This is a genomic window from Kitasatospora sp. NPDC051914, assembly GCF_040680995.1.
Lineage (GTDB): Bacteria > Actinomycetota > Actinomycetes > Streptomycetales > Streptomycetaceae > Kitasatospora.
The window spans coordinates 68,856-84,700 of the sequence record NZ_JBFAXX010000011.1 but is presented as its reverse complement, the minus strand read 5'-3'; the positions used below and the strand labels follow the sequence as shown (position 1 = coordinate 84,700).

General features: G+C 67.0%; 15 protein-coding genes, 1 tRNA gene and 1 pseudogene. 13 read left to right on the top strand and 4 right to left on the bottom strand.

What is annotated here, in order from left to right; all coding sequences use genetic code 11:
• Positions 1-85 precede the first annotated feature (85 nt).
• Positions 86-162, top strand: a tRNA-Thr gene (locus AB0M03_RS10070).
• A 152-nt stretch (positions 163-314) separates the two neighbouring features.
• Here the strand turns inward: AB0M03_RS10070 and AB0M03_RS10065 are convergent.
• From AB0M03_RS10065 to AB0M03_RS10055, 3 genes are all read right to left on the bottom strand, one after another.
• Entirely contained in the window at positions 315-848 is a 534-nt protein-coding gene (locus AB0M03_RS10065) for a flavoprotein (RefSeq protein ID WP_363490448.1), read from the bottom strand.
• Entirely contained in the window at positions 845-2,119 is a 1,275-nt protein-coding gene (locus tag AB0M03_RS10060; RefSeq protein WP_363490556.1) for a helix-turn-helix transcriptional regulator, read from the bottom strand. The genes AB0M03_RS10065 and AB0M03_RS10060 overlap by 4 nt, the downstream gene beginning before the upstream one ends.
• Before the next feature lie 369 nt (positions 2,120-2,488).
• On the bottom strand, positions 2,489-2,635 hold the full coding sequence (locus AB0M03_RS10055; RefSeq protein ID WP_363490446.1) for a hypothetical protein: 147 nt from the start codon (positions 2,633-2,635) through the stop codon (positions 2,489-2,491).
• A gap of 17 nt (positions 2,636-2,652) precedes the next feature.
• On the opposite strand from AB0M03_RS10055, the gene AB0M03_RS10050 reads away from it, so the two are divergent.
• The 12 genes and pseudogenes from AB0M03_RS10050 (at position 2,653) to AB0M03_RS09995 (ending at position 14,906) form a co-directional block, all read left to right on the top strand.
• The gene (locus AB0M03_RS10050; RefSeq protein WP_363490444.1) at positions 2,653-4,263 is read left to right on the top strand and encodes an ATP-binding protein; all 1,611 of its coding nucleotides are present in this window, start codon (positions 2,653-2,655) and stop codon (positions 4,261-4,263) included.
• Positions 4,264-4,297: 34 nt separating this feature from the next.
• A complete protein-coding gene (locus AB0M03_RS10045) occupies positions 4,298-5,293 on the top strand; it encodes a nucleotidyltransferase domain-containing protein (protein WP_363490442.1) in 996 nt (331 codons plus the stop codon).
• A gap of 10 nt (positions 5,294-5,303) precedes the next feature.
• Positions 5,304-5,978 carry a phosphoglycerate mutase family protein gene (locus AB0M03_RS10040; protein WP_363490440.1) on the top strand — a complete coding sequence of 225 codons (675 nt, stop codon included), beginning with the start codon at positions 5,304-5,306 and terminating at the stop codon, positions 5,976-5,978.
• Between the two features lie 9 nt (positions 5,979-5,987).
• Positions 5,988-7,124, top strand: a complete 1,137-nt coding sequence (locus AB0M03_RS10035; protein WP_363490438.1) for a hypothetical protein — start codon at positions 5,988-5,990, stop codon at positions 7,122-7,124.
• Between the two features lie 91 nt (positions 7,125-7,215).
• Positions 7,216-7,682 (top strand): annotated as a pseudogene (locus tag AB0M03_RS10030) (NUDIX domain-containing protein).
• A gap of 48 nt (positions 7,683-7,730) precedes the next feature.
• Complete coding sequence (locus AB0M03_RS10025; protein ID WP_363490436.1) at positions 7,731-8,648, top strand: phosphorothioated DNA-binding restriction endonuclease; 918 nt, start codon at positions 7,731-7,733, stop codon at positions 8,646-8,648.
• Between the two features lie 219 nt (positions 8,649-8,867).
• The gene (locus AB0M03_RS10020; RefSeq protein ID WP_363490434.1) at positions 8,868-9,629 is read left to right on the top strand and encodes a hypothetical protein; all 762 of its coding nucleotides are present in this window, start codon (positions 8,868-8,870) and stop codon (positions 9,627-9,629) included.
• 148 nt (positions 9,630-9,777) lie between these two features.
• The gene (locus AB0M03_RS10015; RefSeq protein WP_363490432.1) at positions 9,778-10,581 is read left to right on the top strand and encodes an SDR family oxidoreductase; all 804 of its coding nucleotides are present in this window, start codon (positions 9,778-9,780) and stop codon (positions 10,579-10,581) included.
• Positions 10,582-10,614: 33 nt separating this feature from the next.
• Positions 10,615-11,088 (top strand): NUDIX hydrolase, encoded by a 474-nt coding sequence (locus tag AB0M03_RS10010; RefSeq protein ID WP_363490430.1) that lies wholly within the window; start codon positions 10,615-10,617, stop codon positions 11,086-11,088.
• Between the two features lie 106 nt (positions 11,089-11,194).
• The gene (locus tag AB0M03_RS10005; RefSeq protein WP_363490428.1) at positions 11,195-12,301 is read left to right on the top strand and encodes a DUF3644 domain-containing protein; all 1,107 of its coding nucleotides are present in this window, start codon (positions 11,195-11,197) and stop codon (positions 12,299-12,301) included.
• Between the two features lie 151 nt (positions 12,302-12,452).
• Positions 12,453-14,129 (top strand): Eco57I restriction-modification methylase domain-containing protein, encoded by a 1,677-nt coding sequence (locus AB0M03_RS10000; RefSeq protein WP_363490426.1) that lies wholly within the window; start codon positions 12,453-12,455, stop codon positions 14,127-14,129.
• Between the two features lie 12 nt (positions 14,130-14,141).
• Entirely contained in the window at positions 14,142-14,906 is a 765-nt protein-coding gene (locus AB0M03_RS09995) for a PaeR7I family type II restriction endonuclease (RefSeq protein ID WP_363490424.1), read from the top strand.
• Between the two features lie 108 nt (positions 14,907-15,014).
• Here AB0M03_RS09995 and AB0M03_RS09990 read toward each other — a convergent pair whose 3' ends face one another.
• Positions 15,015-15,689, bottom strand: a complete 675-nt coding sequence (locus AB0M03_RS09990) for a PaeR7I family type II restriction endonuclease (protein ID WP_363490422.1) — start codon at positions 15,687-15,689, stop codon at positions 15,015-15,017.
• Positions 15,690-15,845 lie beyond the last annotated feature (156 nt).

The following is a 15,845-nucleotide window of genomic DNA, read 5'->3' as shown; positions in this document are numbered from 1 at the left end:
CGGATCACCCCGGGAAACTGTGTAGACTGGCCCGCGTTGCCGATGCGATCCTCGACCCCACGGTCGGGCTCCACCCGGCAGCGGTGCCGCCTTAGCTCAGTTGGCCAGAGCAACGCACTCGTAATGCGTAGGTCGCGGGTTCGAATCCCGCAGGCGGCTCCATGAGGGAAGCCCAGCTCGCAAGCGTGAGCTGGGCTTCTGTCTTTCCACGCCAAAATCTTGGTTCAGACCAGTCTGCCAAGCACTCACTCATGGGAACGCTGGGGGAACGCTCCCGCGGCCGCCTGACTCGGCCAGGCTGATTTCTCCAGAACTCAAGCCGTGACAGGGCGGAGCAGGTCGAGGACGTGAGTCCAGTTGTACTTGTCGCGGCCCCCGCCAGCCTTGGGCTTGTGGGGGACGTAGTCGCCGATCAGGACGCCCATCGACCGGAGCCGGGCCAGGCTCTCCGCGTACGCGGGGTGGGCGGCTTGGGCGGAGTTGACGTAGGGCTGGACGGCTACGGGGATGCCGAGACCGTAGGCCTCGCAAAGGATGCCGAGTGCGAGGGTGTCGGAGATGCCGGCGGCCCACTTGTTGATGGTGTTGAACGTGGCCGGGGCGACCGCGATGGCGTCGGCCGGAGGCAGCGGTTGGGGGATGCTGGGGGTACGCCAGGCGGAGCGGATCGGGAAGCCGGTCTGGGCTTCGATGGCTTTCTGGTCTATGAACCCGAGTCCGTTCGGGGTCGCGATCACGCCGACTCCCCAGCCCTCGGCATGGGCAGCGGTGATCAGCTCGCCCACTCCGTCGGCGATGCCCGACGCGCAGACGACGACGTACAGGAACGGCTCGCGGTGCTCGGTCAAACCTGGACTCCCAACTCCTGGCAGAAACGGCGAAGCTCCGGGACGGCGCCGCGCCGGTCGCGAGCGGCCATGTCACCGGCCAGTTCGAGCACGCTGGGCCGTCGGCGGATGTCCTCCGAAGCACAGCTCTCCGCGATCCTGAGCGCTTTGTATCCCTCGGCCAGTCTGCCCTGCTGGCTGTAGGCCCGTGCAGCCTCCACCCACAGTGCTGCCCGGCGCTCGGGGACCGGGATGCGCCTGCGCATCAGCGGCTGGGCGGCTTCCAGCGCCGCTCCGGCGTCGCCCAGGACGACCGAGGCGCTCACCGAGTGGAGCGCGACGTTGGTCGGACTGAAGTTCGCCCAGGCTTCGGGGCTGTCGAGGTCGACGTAGCGTGCGACCTCCTGGGCCTCGGCGAGGAACTCGGCGGTCGTGGCGCGGTCGCCGCCGGCGCTCGCGGCCGTCACCCCGCGAAGGAGCATGAGCCCCAGCGCGGCGAGGTACTCGGGTGGGCGCCGGTCGTAGCTGCCGGAGAGCTGGTCGGCGGTGTGCCGGATGAGGGTGACGGCGGGCGCGGTGTGCCGGTCGCGCGCGAGGAGGTGCGCCTGGACGCGGACGCTGGAGGCCATCACGACGGGGTCGGCGCTCCGTTCAGCCTCGGCCATGGCACGGCCGACCGCCAGCCAGGCGTTGCCGTGGTCGCCGAGCTTGAGCAGCAGGCTGACCGCGGTCTGGTACGCCGTCGCGAGGAGGCCGGACAGGACCTGATCGCCGCCGCGGGAGGCGTCCTGGGCCTGGCGAAGGTCGGCGATCAGCGACGGCAGCGCGCCTTCGAGTTCGGCGTACCGGCAGGTGTAGAAGAGCCTCCGGGCCTGGGAGAGCCGGGCCGCGAGTGCGGCCTGGGGTTGTGGCGCGTGCTCGGCTGGAACAGGTCCAGGCAGCAGCGCCTGGACCAGCTCTATCCCCACGCGGGGACGTGGCGTCGGGGTCGCGAGCGCGGCGACGCTCGCGGCCAGGAAATTGCGACGGTGCATGTCGTCCGTCCTGCTGTCCGCACTGGTATGGGAGGACAGGCCGAGGCTTCCCAGCGGGATGTCGAGCACGGCTGCGACAGCGCGCAGGACGTCGATGTCCTGCGTCCCCTTGCCGCTCTCCAACCGGCTGATCTTCGACTGGTGGTAGCCCAGTTCGGTGGCCACGTCCGCCTGCGACCGGCCGCTCAACACTCGCGCGCGGCGGATCACCTCTCCGACCCCAACTGCAGCGGAGTGTCCTTTGGCCGTCCGCGACATGGCTTCTCCTGCCAATGCTGATCCTGCCCTGGCGAGCCGAGCGTAGCCGCACCAGGACAACCCGTCATGCACGATCTGCATGGATCATGCATGCGGAGCCCATGCCCTAACCGTGGTGCATCGAGATGGAGTTGTCTGGTCGTCAGCAGCTCGACCACCCTCGCAGCTTGCGGTTCCCCGCTCCCGCATGACCGAGGCCCATCTGCGGTCTCTCGCATGCGCGGTTTACCCAGTGGCTAAGGAGAAGCGCCGATGACCCTCCGCTCGGACGCACAGAGAGGCGGCACCACGCACCAGCGGGACGCAGACGCGGTGGCCGTTCCTCTCGCTTTGGAGGATGGCCGGGCGTCGAACACAACCGCGAGCCCCTCAGATCGCGCCGCTGAGCGTCGCGAGCGCCTCGCCACCGCCAGCACCCACGCCCGAGAGGTCCTCGACCGCCACCAGTTCGAGGACGGCCGGTGCAGCGACGGCTGCGGCCCCTGGCCGTGCAACAGCGTTGTCGACGCGGTCCAAGCCTGCGACGGTGACCAGTGATCGCCTTCACTCACGCCCGACGTATTTCGTTCATCGGCACCAGGCGCGACCACGTCCCGCCGGCCCGGGACGCCATCGTCCGAGTCGCCCGCTCGTGGGGGATCGATCCGACCTCGCTGGGCGACATCGCGTTGGTCGCCGACGAACTGCTCGCCAACGCGGTCATTCACGCGCCAGGAAGACTGCTGGTCGGCATCCACCTCTCCCTGGACGGCGACCGGGTGGTGATCGAGGTCTACGACCCGTCGCGCCGGATGCCCACCGGGGCCGCGAACTTCGGCAACGACGAACTGACCACCGGTCGAGGCATGTTGCTGATCGAGGGCCTGTCGGAGACCTGGGGCACGGAGCCGACGACCCATGGCAAGAAGGTCTGGGCTGAACTGGCGGTGCCCGCTGTCGCGGTACCCGAGCACCCTCGCTCGGCCCGCAGGGCGGCACTCATCGCCAGCCTCGTCCGCACCGACCGTCCCAGACCCCGTCCCCACGCGCCCGCCTGGCCAAGCGCCCGCGCGTACAGGTGGTTCTCGCAGCACCGCTCGCCACGTGCCCACCGACTCCGCCCGTACCGATGCAGGCACACCGGCCGGGCGGTGACGGGGCCGGTCGCCCTTTCCCCGGGGCGGCCGGCCCAACCCCAGGTGACCTGCCCGACACAGCCGTATCTGCTCCACCCCAACTCGGCGCTACGGAAGGATGGATGGATGAGTGACTGGGAGTTCGTGAAGAACAGAACCGCCACCGAAGGTGCGGTGTGGAAGTCGGCCGACGGCCTGCTCTACAAGCGGACCGGCGGCGAGGATCTGCGGGCGGAGACCGAGTTCCAGCAGCTGGCCGCCGGCCTCGGCTACCCGGTGCCGGAGATCGTCGACAGCGGCTCGGAGGACGGGCGCTACTTCGTCGTCGAGCGCGCCATCGGCGACACCTCGCTGCACGAGGAGGTGCTGGCCGACGCCGGGCGGGACGGTCAGGTCAGCTCCCAGGTCATCAGTACGGCGGCGGCCGTCGCATCGAAGCTTCTGCAGGCCCAGGCGAGGCACCCCCTCCCCGCCACGCCGTGGTTCGAGAAGGCGGCCTTCGCGGCCGAGGTCTTCGAGGAGAACCCGGACTTCGACACCCCACGTGTCCGCGAGGTGGTCAAGCACGCCCTCGACCGGCTGGCCCGGCTTCCGATGGTGCACGGTCACCTGGACTACGGCCTGCCCAACGTCCTCCAGGCCGGGGTCATCGATTGGCAGCACCACGGATCGGTCCCGTTCGGCTACGACGTCTACCCCGCGCTCGACATCGTGGCGTTCAAGGGCGGCGGCAAGGGCTACAGCATCACCCCGGAACAGCGCGCCGCCTACGCCTCCGCCCTCGACGAGACCACCGCGTCCCTGATCGGGCAACGGGTGAGCGAGCACCTGGGCGACTTCCTGCTCGTCAAGTGCTTCTTCTTCCTCGCCCTCATGCGGCCCACCGACCCCGCACGGCACGACAAGCACATCAAGTGGCAGTACCGCCGCACCCTTTTCACGATGGGACTTGATCAGTATGAGTCGGGCAACACGATCGACACTGGGACCTTCCCCACTCTGGAACGGTTCACCGCTGAACACCGGTAGGCCGGTCCCCACCGTCCGCGACCGCGACTACCTGATGGACCACCACGGAGTCGTCTTCAAGGTCATCGGCGACAGCCACCCCGGCAGCCACTACCTGGGCTACGTCAAGTACCACCCGGACGAGAAGGGCGACCGCCGGCTGTTCGGTCGGACCTACCGGCAGAACAGCGTCGTGTCGAAGTCCTTCGGCATCCTGGCCGGCCGGCCGGAGTGCTACGTCTACTCCGACACTCTCGGCTGCGTCATCACCGGCATCCCGCGCGAGGACGTGGCCGTCCACTACTCCTGCCGTCAGGCCCTCGCCGCCATCCACGAGGACCCCGGCGCGGTCGCCGACAACCCGGCCGGCAAGGATCTCCTGGCGATCACCGAGTGGATCACCGTGAACGACGCCCAGGGTCTGATCGGCGTCACCGGTTCCTTCCTCGTCGGCTGCTACAACGAGCGTTCCGACATCGACCTCGTCTGCTACGGACCCGAGGGCTACCAGGCCGCACAGGAGCTCTTCCAGCAGACCGACCTGATCCGGCCGTACGACGGAGACGACCTCACCCGGCTGTACATCCGCCGGGCCAAGTACATGGAGGGCAGCTCATTCGACGCCCTCATCAAGCAGGAACGCCGCAAGCTCCAAGGACTCACCGCCAACGCCGGCGCGCACATCAACTGCGAACCCATCCGCTCCGACCGCGACAAGACCTTCGCCCGGATCTCCTCCAAGGAGATCGGCGAGATCTCGCTCCTCGCCAAGATCACCGACCACGCCGAGGGCCTCACCACCCCGGCCGTCTACGGGATCAAGGTCAAGACCATCCTCAGCTCGACCATCGACGAGGCCGAGTCCTTCGCCCGCCGGATCACCCACATGCGCTCCTACCTCGGTGCCTACACCGGAGCATTCCGATCCGGCGACACCGTGCACCTGGCCGGCAAGCTCGTCCACACCCAGGACGGCGAACACAGCGGCTTCGGCATCGAACTCACCCCCTGGACCGTCAGCGGCTCCTACGTCGCCAACCTCGCCGGATAGGACCCGCACCGTGACCCTGCTCGTCATCCGGCACGCCGAGTCCGTCGAGAACGCCGACAAGTACAACGGCTTCTACCAGGACCCCCGCCCCTACAGCGGAACCGCTGCCCACGCCATCTCCCGCACCATCGTCGGCCTGACCCCGCGCGGCTTCCGGCAGGCCCAGTGGCTCGCCGAGGTTCTCCCGCAGCTCGCGGGCTCCGAGCCCCACGTCTACACCTCGACCTACCGCAGGGCGATCGACACCGCGGCGATCGCCCTGCCCGCCCTCCCCGACGGCTGGCCCCAGCAGACGGCGCTCCTGGACGAGCAGCACTACGGCGACGCCACCTACATGACCAAGCGCGAGCTGTTCGACAGCTACCCCGCACTTGCCGAGGACCGTCGTCTGCGCAAGCACGTCTGGACCGCGCCGGGCGGTGGTGAGTCGCTCGCCGAGGGCGTGCTCAACCGGGCCGCCGAGTTCGCCGCCCTCGCCCATGCCGAGCTTCAGGGCGCGCGTACCGTCGTCGCCTTCACCCACCAAACCGCTGCCGTGGCGCTGCGATCCCTGCTCGAGGTCCGCACCCTGCCCGAGATCCTCGCCGAGGAGCGGAAGGGCAAGATGCCCAACGCCGCGATCCTCCACTACGAGCTGCACGACGGCCGGTTCACCCGGACGGGAACCACCACCCCGCCGATCTAGGAGGAGCCCGTGCGACACCTGTTCCTCAACGGGCCCGTCCAGAACGGGCCCTTCACCTTCACCACCCGGCCCGGCAAGGCGGTCGGCATCCGCCTCGCCGCCGCCCTCAACGCCATCCTCGGCATACCGCCGGCGCCCCACCTATGGAATACCGTCACCCTCGCCGGAGACCTTCGCCACCGCGAGGCCGACGGCCCCACGGTCCCCCGCCAGCGGTTCGAGGCCGACCTGATAGCTGACAAGTACCCCGCTGGACAGTTCCCGGTGGGCGGCATCATGACCGACACCGACGCCGAGGTCGTCAGCCTCGCGCTGGAGATGGTCGAGAACAACCTCCGTGCCGGCACCCTGGCCATCAGCCGTGAGACGGTCCCCACCTGCCGGGTCTGCGGCCACATGACCGGCACCGGCGGCCACCCCTGCAAGGCCTGCGACAGCACCGACACCCGGGAACGCAGCGGCCTCCACCTCGTCGCCGAACTCGCGAAGGACCGCCCCGTCCTCGACCGATCGGACATCCACGCCAGCCACCGCCAGCAGCCTAAGCACCTCCAGCACACCGCTGCCAACGTCGCCCAGCGCCTGATCCTGTCCCGAACCCGCGACCATGGCATCGACCTTTCGCCGCTCGGCCTCAACCGCCTCGTCCTCGACCCGCGGGTCGGCATCCACGCCACCGTCCTTGCTGCAGCCCGGCGGCACGAAGCGGACACGGCCGTCATGACCATCACCGAGAACGCGGCCAACCACATCGCTGCCCACGGCCAGCACTTCCGCGAGCACGACGGCACCCGCCTTCAGTACGCCCTTCACGGCCACCTCCCGTACGACCACACGGCGAGCCTGCAGCCGTTGCACGAGGCGTACCGCGCCACCCAGGCGATCAAGGATGGCTTCGAAGAGTGGTTCCTTCCGCTCTTCTCTCTGAGGACCAAGATCGCGACGGGCCCGGACCAACTGCCCGCGCTGCTCAAGCACTACATGCGGGCACAGCTGGCCAAGCCCGTTGCGGCCGACGTTGCCGTCCTCGAAGCCGTACAGTGCTCGGTCTCCGCCGGTGACACGGACTGGATCACAAACAAGCAGGCGCTGGCCACCGTGATGGCTGCCCGCGCGGCAGTCTCGGTCGCCGTCGCGGAGATCTGACAAGCAGGTCCGGCGTGCCCGTTACTCTCGGCATGAATGCTGTCCGGGAGCGCCCCTCTTGGACGCCTGACCAGGAGGGGGATCGCCGCCCATGGGCAGGACCGAGTACTACAACGACCCGAATGCGCCGAAGGCCAACACCCTCATCCCCGCCAGCAACATGCTCGTTGTCGACGCCCAGGGCGCCATCCTGCTCCAGCGACGCCGCGACACCGGCCAGTGGGCCTTGCCTGGCGGGGCCCAGGACATCGGCGAGACCGCCGCCCAGTGCGCCGTACGCGAGTGCCTGGAGGAGACCGGCATCGTCGCCGAGATCACCGGCTTCCTCGGCGTGTACACGAACCCGAACCACATCGTCGCCTATACCGACGGCGAGATCCGCCAGCAGTACGAGAACACGTACATCGGGCGCCCCCTCGGCGGCGAACCCACGATCAACGACGAGGCCGACGGTGTCTGCTTCATCCTGCCCACCGACCTCGACCGGTACGACATCCACCCCAGCATGCGTCAGCAGATCGGCGATTACCTCGCGGCACCTACCCCTACCTCGGATGATCAGCTAAACGTAATCCGCCGGCCGGATCCCGAACTACCCTGGCGCCCATGGACTGGCTCGATCGGGTGGCGAGACTGAGACGCTGGACGAACAACGATGTTCGCGCTCCGCACAAGCCGTTGCTGCTGCTGTACGCCCTTGGCAGTTATCAGGAGGACGCCGACGGCGAACTGCGCTACAGCGCGGTTGAGGAGGAGCTCAAGCGGTTGCTCGCCGAGTACGGGCCGTCGCACCCGACAACCCCCGCTTACCCGTTCCACCACCTGGTCAGCGACGGTGTGTGGGAGGTCAGAACCGACCAGGGTCTGGGGAGTCCCGGAAGCGGAGTTCGGATTCTTCGTTCAAGCGGAGCCACCGGCAGGCTCGCACCCGGACTGCGGGCCGCGCTCGCCGAGGAGCCGTCTCTGCTGGGTCGGATGGCTAGGGTGTTGCTGGACGCCCACTTCCCATCATCCTTGCATGCCGACCTCTGCGAAGCCGTTGGTCTTGACCTGGAGCGTGCCGAGATCGGGACCGTGAACGGTGCCGATACTGCCGCCCGGAGACAGCGGGACCGGCGAATGCGCGAACTCATACTCACCGCCTACGAGTTCCAGTGCGCGTTCTGTGGCTACGACGGAACACTCGGCGCAAGCGCCGTCGGGCTGGAGGCCGCGCACGTGCGCTGGTGGTCGCACGACGGACCGGACGAGGTCGACAACGGTCTGTGCCTGTGCTCGCTACACCACAAGCTCTTCGACAAGGGGGTCCTGGGACTGGGGGAGGACCGCCACATCCTTGTCTCTCAACGATTCGTCGGTCGCAGCGAGGCCAGCCGGCAGCATGTGCTCGCCCTCGCCGGGCGCCCCGTCATCGGCCCGCAGCTGGGTCTCCCGCCCGTCGCGGACCGGCACCGGGAGTGGCATGTGCGACAGGTGTTCCATGGTGCTCCTCGCCAACCCCTGGACCGGGCGTACGTCGGGTAGCTGTTCGCTGGAGCGGACATGTCGTTGGTGCGGCCTGTTGGGCGGGGGAGAAACGATCTCTGGCTGTCACCTTCAATCGTATTCCTGTCATGTTCGAGCAAATGATTGTGGCGTCTGTCGCTTTCCTGGCTGATTGGTGCATTCCCGCTAATCGCCGTGGAACTCTGCCCAAGATGCTGTGGGTGGCCTGAACTAGGAGGCGTGCATGCGGATGGCGTCATGTCGAAACTGACGGAAGAGCAGCGGCAGCAGCGGGCCGCCGCACGGGCTCATCGTGAAGCTCTGGCGGCTGAGGAAGATCACCGTCGGCGTGAGGAGCGAAGCGAGCGGTGGAGCCGCGAGGGTGTCTACCTCTCCTGGGAGGAGTTCCGACGAGGTGAGCCGTGTCGCGGCTGCGGTGATCCGATGAGTGATGGGCTCGGTGACTGGCCCGCGCTGCTGCGCATGACAGAGCAGGAACGGCAGGAACGTGATCTCGCGGAGATGCGGTTCAAGGAGCGCCACGGCGGATGCCGGGAGGGGCGATGGACCGTGTCCGGCTCCCGAGTGCTGCATTGCTTTGCCTGCTGCCCGTTCCCGCCGATGAGCCCCGAGCAAGCGCGGGTGGTCGGAAAGATCCTCTTTGCTCCGCGGTCCGAGAACCACGAGAAGGAGCTGGACGCCTGGAAACTCACCCTGACCTGCGACCACGTCGTCGAGAAGACTGCGCACCGCAGCAATGACCGTTACTCCAGCCGTGTCGTCCGCTGCGGTGAGTGTGATGCTCACCGTGGAGTGGTGATCAGCGAGCGTATTGGGCCGGCCTGGGACAGGGACCTCCACCTGAAACCCGGCATTCCTGGACCGGTTGAGCGAGAGCGTCTTACCGCTGAGTTGAAAGCAGTGGAGGCGAAGCTGGAGCGACAGCGCAAGAGCACCACTGCGACCCAGACCCGCATCGACGAGATTCGGGCGCAGCTCGGCGGCGGGACCGACAGCTGACGAAGGAGTGGCAGTGGGGGCTCGACCCCGACCAGGCGCGCTTCTGCGCGAGCGATGCGTGAGCGGACGGGGCGGCACGTGCCGGTTCGGGCGGGATCGTGGATCACGGTGCAACGTCCTGACCTGCGGGTTCATCACCAAGTGATCGATGGCGGCAGCAGCCAACATGATCACTCTCGGGCTCACGCTGCTTGAACTGCCCATCGCCGCCCTCCCGCTCCAGGGCAGGGTCGCCCTCGTCACCGGCGGAGCCACCGGGATCGGCGCCGCGATCAGCCGCACCCTGGCCGCTGCCGGAGCCTCCGTCGCCGTCAACCACCTCGCGCAGATCCACCAGGCCCGCGCCGTTCTCAGCGACGTCCGCCGCGAAAGCCGCACCAGCATCGAGGTCAGCGCCGACCTCACCGATCCGAACGCCGTCGCCGCGATGACCAGCCAGGTCGAATCCGAACTCGGCCCGATCGACATCCTCGTCAACAACGCCGGCGCCTACCCCCGTACCCCTTGGGAGGACCTCGGCGAGGCGGAATGGGACGGTGCCATCGAGTCCAACCTCACCATCCACTACCGCACATGCCGAGCCATCACCCCCGGCATGACCGCTCGGCGCTGGGGCCGCATCGTCAATGCCCGCGCCGGACGCCCCGGCCTCACCGCCTACAGCACCGCCAAGGCCGGACTGATCGGCTTCACCAGGTCGCTGGCCAGGGAACTCGGCCCGGCCGGAATCTGCGTGAACACTGTCCTCCCCGGGGCCATCCAGGTCGAGGCGGAGAACAACCTGCCCGCCCACCACCGCGCCCGACCCGAGGACCAGATCCGCCGCCGATGCGTCCAGCGCCGGGGCCGTCCCGAGGACGTCGCCGCCGCGGCGGCCTTCCTCGCCGGGCCGAGCGCGTCCTTCATCACCGGCCAGTCGTTGCACGTCGGCGGCGGCTGGATCCTCCACTGACTGCCGGCACCACCGAGACAGGAAGAGAACACCATGCAGCACCGCGTCCGCGCCGTCCTCCTCACCCCGAACAACACCACGCTGCTGATCAAGCGCATCCGACCCGGCATCGACCCGTGCTGGGTGATCGTCGGCGGCAAGATCGAACCGACCGACGCCAGCCCCGAGGACGCCCTCCAGCGCGAGGTCCGCGAGGAGATCGCTGGCCAGGCCGAGATCGTCAGCCTCCTCCACACCCTGGAGACCGACGAGGAGCGCCAGGACTTCTACCTCGCCACCATCGACAAGTGGAGCTTCGAGGACCGCACCGGCCCCGAGTTCAGCCAGGAAGGCCGAGGCGAGTACCTCCTGGAGGAGATCCCCCTCACCACCGAGGCCCTCGGCGCGATCAACCTCCTGCCCCAGGAGATCGCACCGTCCTCCGCGAAGCCATCGAGCGCGGAGAACTCTTCGCAACCAAGTAGGAGAACCGGATGCGGTCAGCCGCCCCAGTGGCTGGCTGCCTGAGCCGGCCGAGGAGGTAGGCGGAGAAGGCAAGGGCAGTAGGCCCGCAGCGAGCGGCCGCACTACTCTTGCCTTCACCAGCGATGCGGGCCAGGGACGGGAGACAATCGTGAAGCTCAAGCAGGAAGCCCGCATCCTGAAGAAAAAGGCGATCTCGTCCCTCGTCTCGGCCACAGAGGCGTTCAACTCCCCGCATGATGACGGGCGCGAGACTAAGGTCCTGCTGCACCTCCAGCATGCCTTCGAGATGCTGCTCAAGGCGGCGCTGGTTCAAGGAAAGGTCGATGTCTTCGACCCAACGCTGGGAAGGTCGCTGGGCTTTGAGACCTGCATCAAGAAGGCGATGCAGCACAGCAAGATCAAGCTCAACGCTGCGGACGCCGGCACCTTGCGGGCGATCGACGCAATGCGGGACGACGAACAGCACTGGTTCAATCAGGTACCCGAACAGCTTCTCTACCTCCACGCGCGAGCAGGCGTCACGCTCTTTGATGATCTGCTCCAGCGGGTGTTCGATGACCGGCTGGCCGTCTACCTCCCTACCCGGGTGCTGCCTATCTCGGTAGACCCGCCGCGAGACCTCGCCCTTGTGCTTGATGAGGAGTACACGCAGATCGCTCAGCTCCTCCAGCCTGGACGCCGGGCGGGTCATGAGGCACGTGCTCGGATCCGCACGCTGCTGGCGATGGAGGCGCACGTGGAGCCGGACACCCGTGTCTCAAGCAAGGACGTCGACCGCGTCGAGAAGGGCATACGCAATGGCGATGCCAGAGCAGCGGTCTTCCCGAAGCTAGGGGAGATTGCAACATCAGTGGACGGAAGTGGAATGGCGGTGACCGTCCACTTCACGAAGAACCAGGGGACGCCTCCTGTCCGCTTCGAATCCGACGAGTCAGTGCCCGCTGCGGCCATCCGAGAAGTGGACCTCCAACGCAAGTACCACCGCTCGCCAGCTGACCTCGCGTCTGCACTGAAGCTGACGCTGCCGCGCAGCGTGGCCCTGCGGCAGCACGTCGGCATCGACGCAGATCCGGCGTGCAGTCACGAGTTCGTGTTCGGCTCGCAGCATCACCGACGCTACTCGGACAACGCCCTTACGCGCATGAAGGCCGCAATGGCGGCGCTCGACATGGACGAAGTCTGGAAAGCCCACAAGCCGCTCGGGAGAGCCAAGACGGCTCCCAAGTGCACCATCCCTGGATGCGCGACCTCGTAGGTTGCGGTCTACCCCGGACATGGGAATGGGCCATCGCGTAGAGCAGACTCCACACCTATGGCTACAGAGAGCAATGCATGTGATGCTCAACGTAACTCGTACGTGGTCAAGCTTGGGTCGATCACCGAGGTACCCGCTGTATGGTCGAGCCGTGGCAACTCACGCGCTCTTCGACATCGACAAGCATGCTTTGTCCGACGTTCCCGCAGAAGCAGTCGAGCATGGCGAGGTCTTCACCCGGCGCTGGGTGGTTGAGCTCATCCTTGATCTGCTCGGCTACACGTCGGATAGGGACCTCGCTCAGCTGAAGGTCGTCGAGCCGGCTTGTGGCGCGGGAGCGTTCCTCGGCGTGATTGCTTCACGGATCAGTGCATCGTGCCGGGCCCACGGTCGTCCGATCACCGATGCGATGAACGCCGTCCAGGCGTTCGACCTGCTTGGGCGGAACGTGGCCGAGAGCCGAGGCCTCGTCGAGCAGCAGCTTCAGGATGATGGCTGGGAGCGGGGTGACGCTCGAAAGGTAGCTTCGAACTGGGTGAAGCAGGGCGACTACCTTCTCCAGGCCGACGCCGAGCACCGCGCGGATTTCATCGTGGGGAATCCCCCCTACATCAGGCTGGAGGATGTCCCCGACGACCGGATGGACGCCTACCGCAGCGCCTGCTCCACGATGGGTGGCCGCGCCGACATCTACATCGGCTTCTACGAGGTGGCACTTCGGAGCCTGCAGCCAGGGGGCCGGCTCGGCTTCATCTGCGCAGACCGCTGGATGAGGAACCAGTACGGCCGTAAGCTCCGCCAGCTGGTGACGAGGCAGTTCAGCATGGACCTGGCGCTGGTGATGCACGACGTGGACGCATTCCAGGAGCAGGTCTCGGCTTATCCCGCCATCACGATCATTTCCCGCCAGGCACAAGGCGGCGCCGTTGCAGCTGACACGACCCGCGCGTTCGGGGAGCCAGAGGCCCGCGACTTCCTCGCCTGGTACGAGGCCAAGGACCGGAAGGCGATCGCCACCGCCGCGTTCCAGGCTGCCCCTCTACCGCACTGGTTCCCCGGCGAAGACTCCTGGCCGGCGGCCTCACCGGCCAGGCTCGCTGTCCTCGAAGACCTCAGCGACCGGTTCCGCCTGTTGGAGGACATGACCACGGGCACCCGCGTCGGCATCGGCATCGCCACCGGTGCGGACAAGGTCTTCATCACTGATGATCCCGAGCTGGTAGAGACGGACCGCCTCCTGCCTTTGGCCATGGTCCGGGACACCACTAGCGGCTCCATCGATTGGAGTGGCTCCCGTCTGGTTAATCCGTGGAGCCCCCAGGGCGAACTCGTCGACCTCGCTGCCTATCCGAAACTCGCCGCCTACTTCCGCCAGCACAGCGGTGCCCTGCGCAAGAGGTACGTGGCAGTCAAGCAGCCGGACCGCTGGTACAAGACCATCGACAAGGTCGACCACAGACTGACGAGTCGACCGAAGCTCCTCTTCCCCGACATGAAACTGACGATCCATCCGGTGCTCGACGAGGGGAAGTTGTACCCTCACCACAACCTGTACTTCATCGTCTCGGACGGCTGGGACATGCGCGTGCTCGGTGGCCTGCTCCTCTCCAAGGTGGCCGAGGCGTTCGTGGAGGCATACGCGGTCAAGATGCGCGGGGGGACCCTCCGCTTCCAGGCGCAGTACCTCCGCAAGATCCGTGTGCCAGACCCAGCAGCCATCGCTGAGGAGGACCGAGCTGCCCTGGCAGACGCCTTCGACAAGCGGGACGTGAAGGCAGCCACCGAGGCCGCGTTGCGCGTCTACGGGCTTACCGAGCTTCCCGATTAGGAGGAACCGACCTTGACGGTCAGCCGCCAGGACTTCGAGGACGCCATCGCGGCGTACTGGGGTGTCAAACGGGCCCAGAACGAACAGTCGACGATCAAGGCCGCAGTCGGCGCTGGCACCGCGGGTTCCGTCAGAGGCGGTAAGCACTTCGATTCGATCGCAGCCCTCCTGGCGAAGTTCTTCCTCGAAGCCGGCTATCCGCCTGAGAGCATCCGGATCACCAAGTCCCAGCGCCTGGAGCTTCCGGGGTACTACAGGCCCCAGAAGCAGTGGGACGTCGTCGTCACGTACGAGAACACGCTGGTGGCCGCCTTCGAGATGAAGGCGCTCGGCGGCCCGTCCTTCGGCAACAACTACAACAACCGGGTGGAGGAGGCCCTCGGAAGCGCCGTCGATCTTCGGAGGGCGGCGCTGGCTGACCTCTATCCCGGCGAGAAGCCGTGGCTCGGCTACTTCTTCATCATGCAGGACGAGGAAGGATCGCGGCGGCCGGTCAAGCCGGCCGACGGGGCTCTCCCTGTGGAGGGAATCTGGCACGGCAAGTCCTACCAGGAGCGCTTCGGGATCTTCTGTCAGCGGCTCATGGCTGAGCAGCTGTACGACGCTGTCTGCTACGTCACCTCGTCGGCAAGCGACCCCAAGCCGACTGAGCCGGTCGACAGCCTCGACTGGCGGCACTTCTCGGCTGCCATAAACGCTCGGATCACCTATCTGCAGGAGTTGGGGCTGCCCAAGGCGAGCTGGCCGCTGGCCCCGCTCTTTGGTGATCTCAGCTGAAGCCAGCCGCTGGCGCCTGACCGCTGAGGGACCCTGGTTGGACGCATTCCGGCGCGGTGAGCACCCGCAGACGACCATCGTCTGGGTGCTCACCAGGCCGTGCCGGTTCTACTCCTTCAGCATCGCCTTCACTACCTTGACGCGCCCCTCGATGGCTGCGCGAAGGACACTCGCCGTTGCGGTTGCCAGGGGCTCAAGGTAGCTGACGTCACCGTCGACACGCTTCGTCGTGATGAACCAGCCTGCATCGTAGACGCGCTCTCCGATGAAGCGCTGGATCATCTCCTGGTACCGCTGGTTGTAGGAAAGCCCTTCGAAGGCGGGATCGGTCGGGAACATAGCTCGGGTTTCCCTCCCTTCCTTCTCCGTCTCGGCAGTCTCCTGCAGGACGAACACGTAACCGAGCCACGGTGGTACCTGCCCGAACGGGCTCTGCTCGTTCTTCCGCTGTGCGGCTTCGATGTCGGTGGCACTTCCCAGCGCCTCTTCGAAGCGGTTGTTGAAGTTCTTCGAGACGCTACCGACCTGAGACTTGAACTCGAACGCGGCGACCAGCACATCCTTGTACTTCACGACCAGGTCCCACTGCTTGCGGACGCGGTAGTAGCCGGGCAGGTAGGGCTGTCCGGTCTTGATGCATTCTTCGGGGATCCCACAGTCGATGAAGAGGCGCTTCACCAGGGCTTCGAGGGGCTGCATGTGCTTGTTTCCCTGGGTTGACCTCTGGCGGTCCCGCACTGACCAGAAGCCCTCGACCGCCTGCTGGATGTCCTGGACGCCCACGCCGTATCTCTCCTTCGTCAGAAGCGTGGCGGGACCTCCCGCCTGGCGCCATTCTGCGCGATGGGTCTGACATCTCGTCTGTCGTTGCGCGCGGGTGGCCGGACGCTGGTAACGGTCACTGGTCGTCGCCGACGTGGAGGCGTCCTCGCCATGTCT

What these genes read in the sequence shown, in the direction of transcription:
- AB0M03_RS10060 (WP_363490556.1), bottom strand. Translation starts at nt 2,119, where the DNA reads ATGTCGCGGACGGCCAAAGGACACTCCGCTGCAGTTGGGGTCGGAGAG.
- AB0M03_RS10045 (WP_363490442.1), top strand. Translation starts at nt 4,298, where the DNA reads ATGGACCACCACGGAGTCGTCTTCAAGGTCATCGGCGACAGCCACCCC.
- AB0M03_RS10025 (WP_363490436.1), top strand. Translation starts at nt 7,731, where the DNA reads ATGGACTGGCTCGATCGGGTGGCGAGACTGAGACGCTGGACGAACAAC.
- AB0M03_RS10020 (WP_363490434.1), top strand. Translation starts at nt 8,868, where the DNA reads ATGTCGAAACTGACGGAAGAGCAGCGGCAGCAGCGGGCCGCCGCACGG.
- AB0M03_RS10015 (WP_363490432.1), top strand. Translation starts at nt 9,778, where the DNA reads ATGGCGGCAGCAGCCAACATGATCACTCTCGGGCTCACGCTGCTTGAA.
- AB0M03_RS10010 (WP_363490430.1), top strand. Translation starts at nt 10,615, where the DNA reads ATGCAGCACCGCGTCCGCGCCGTCCTCCTCACCCCGAACAACACCACG.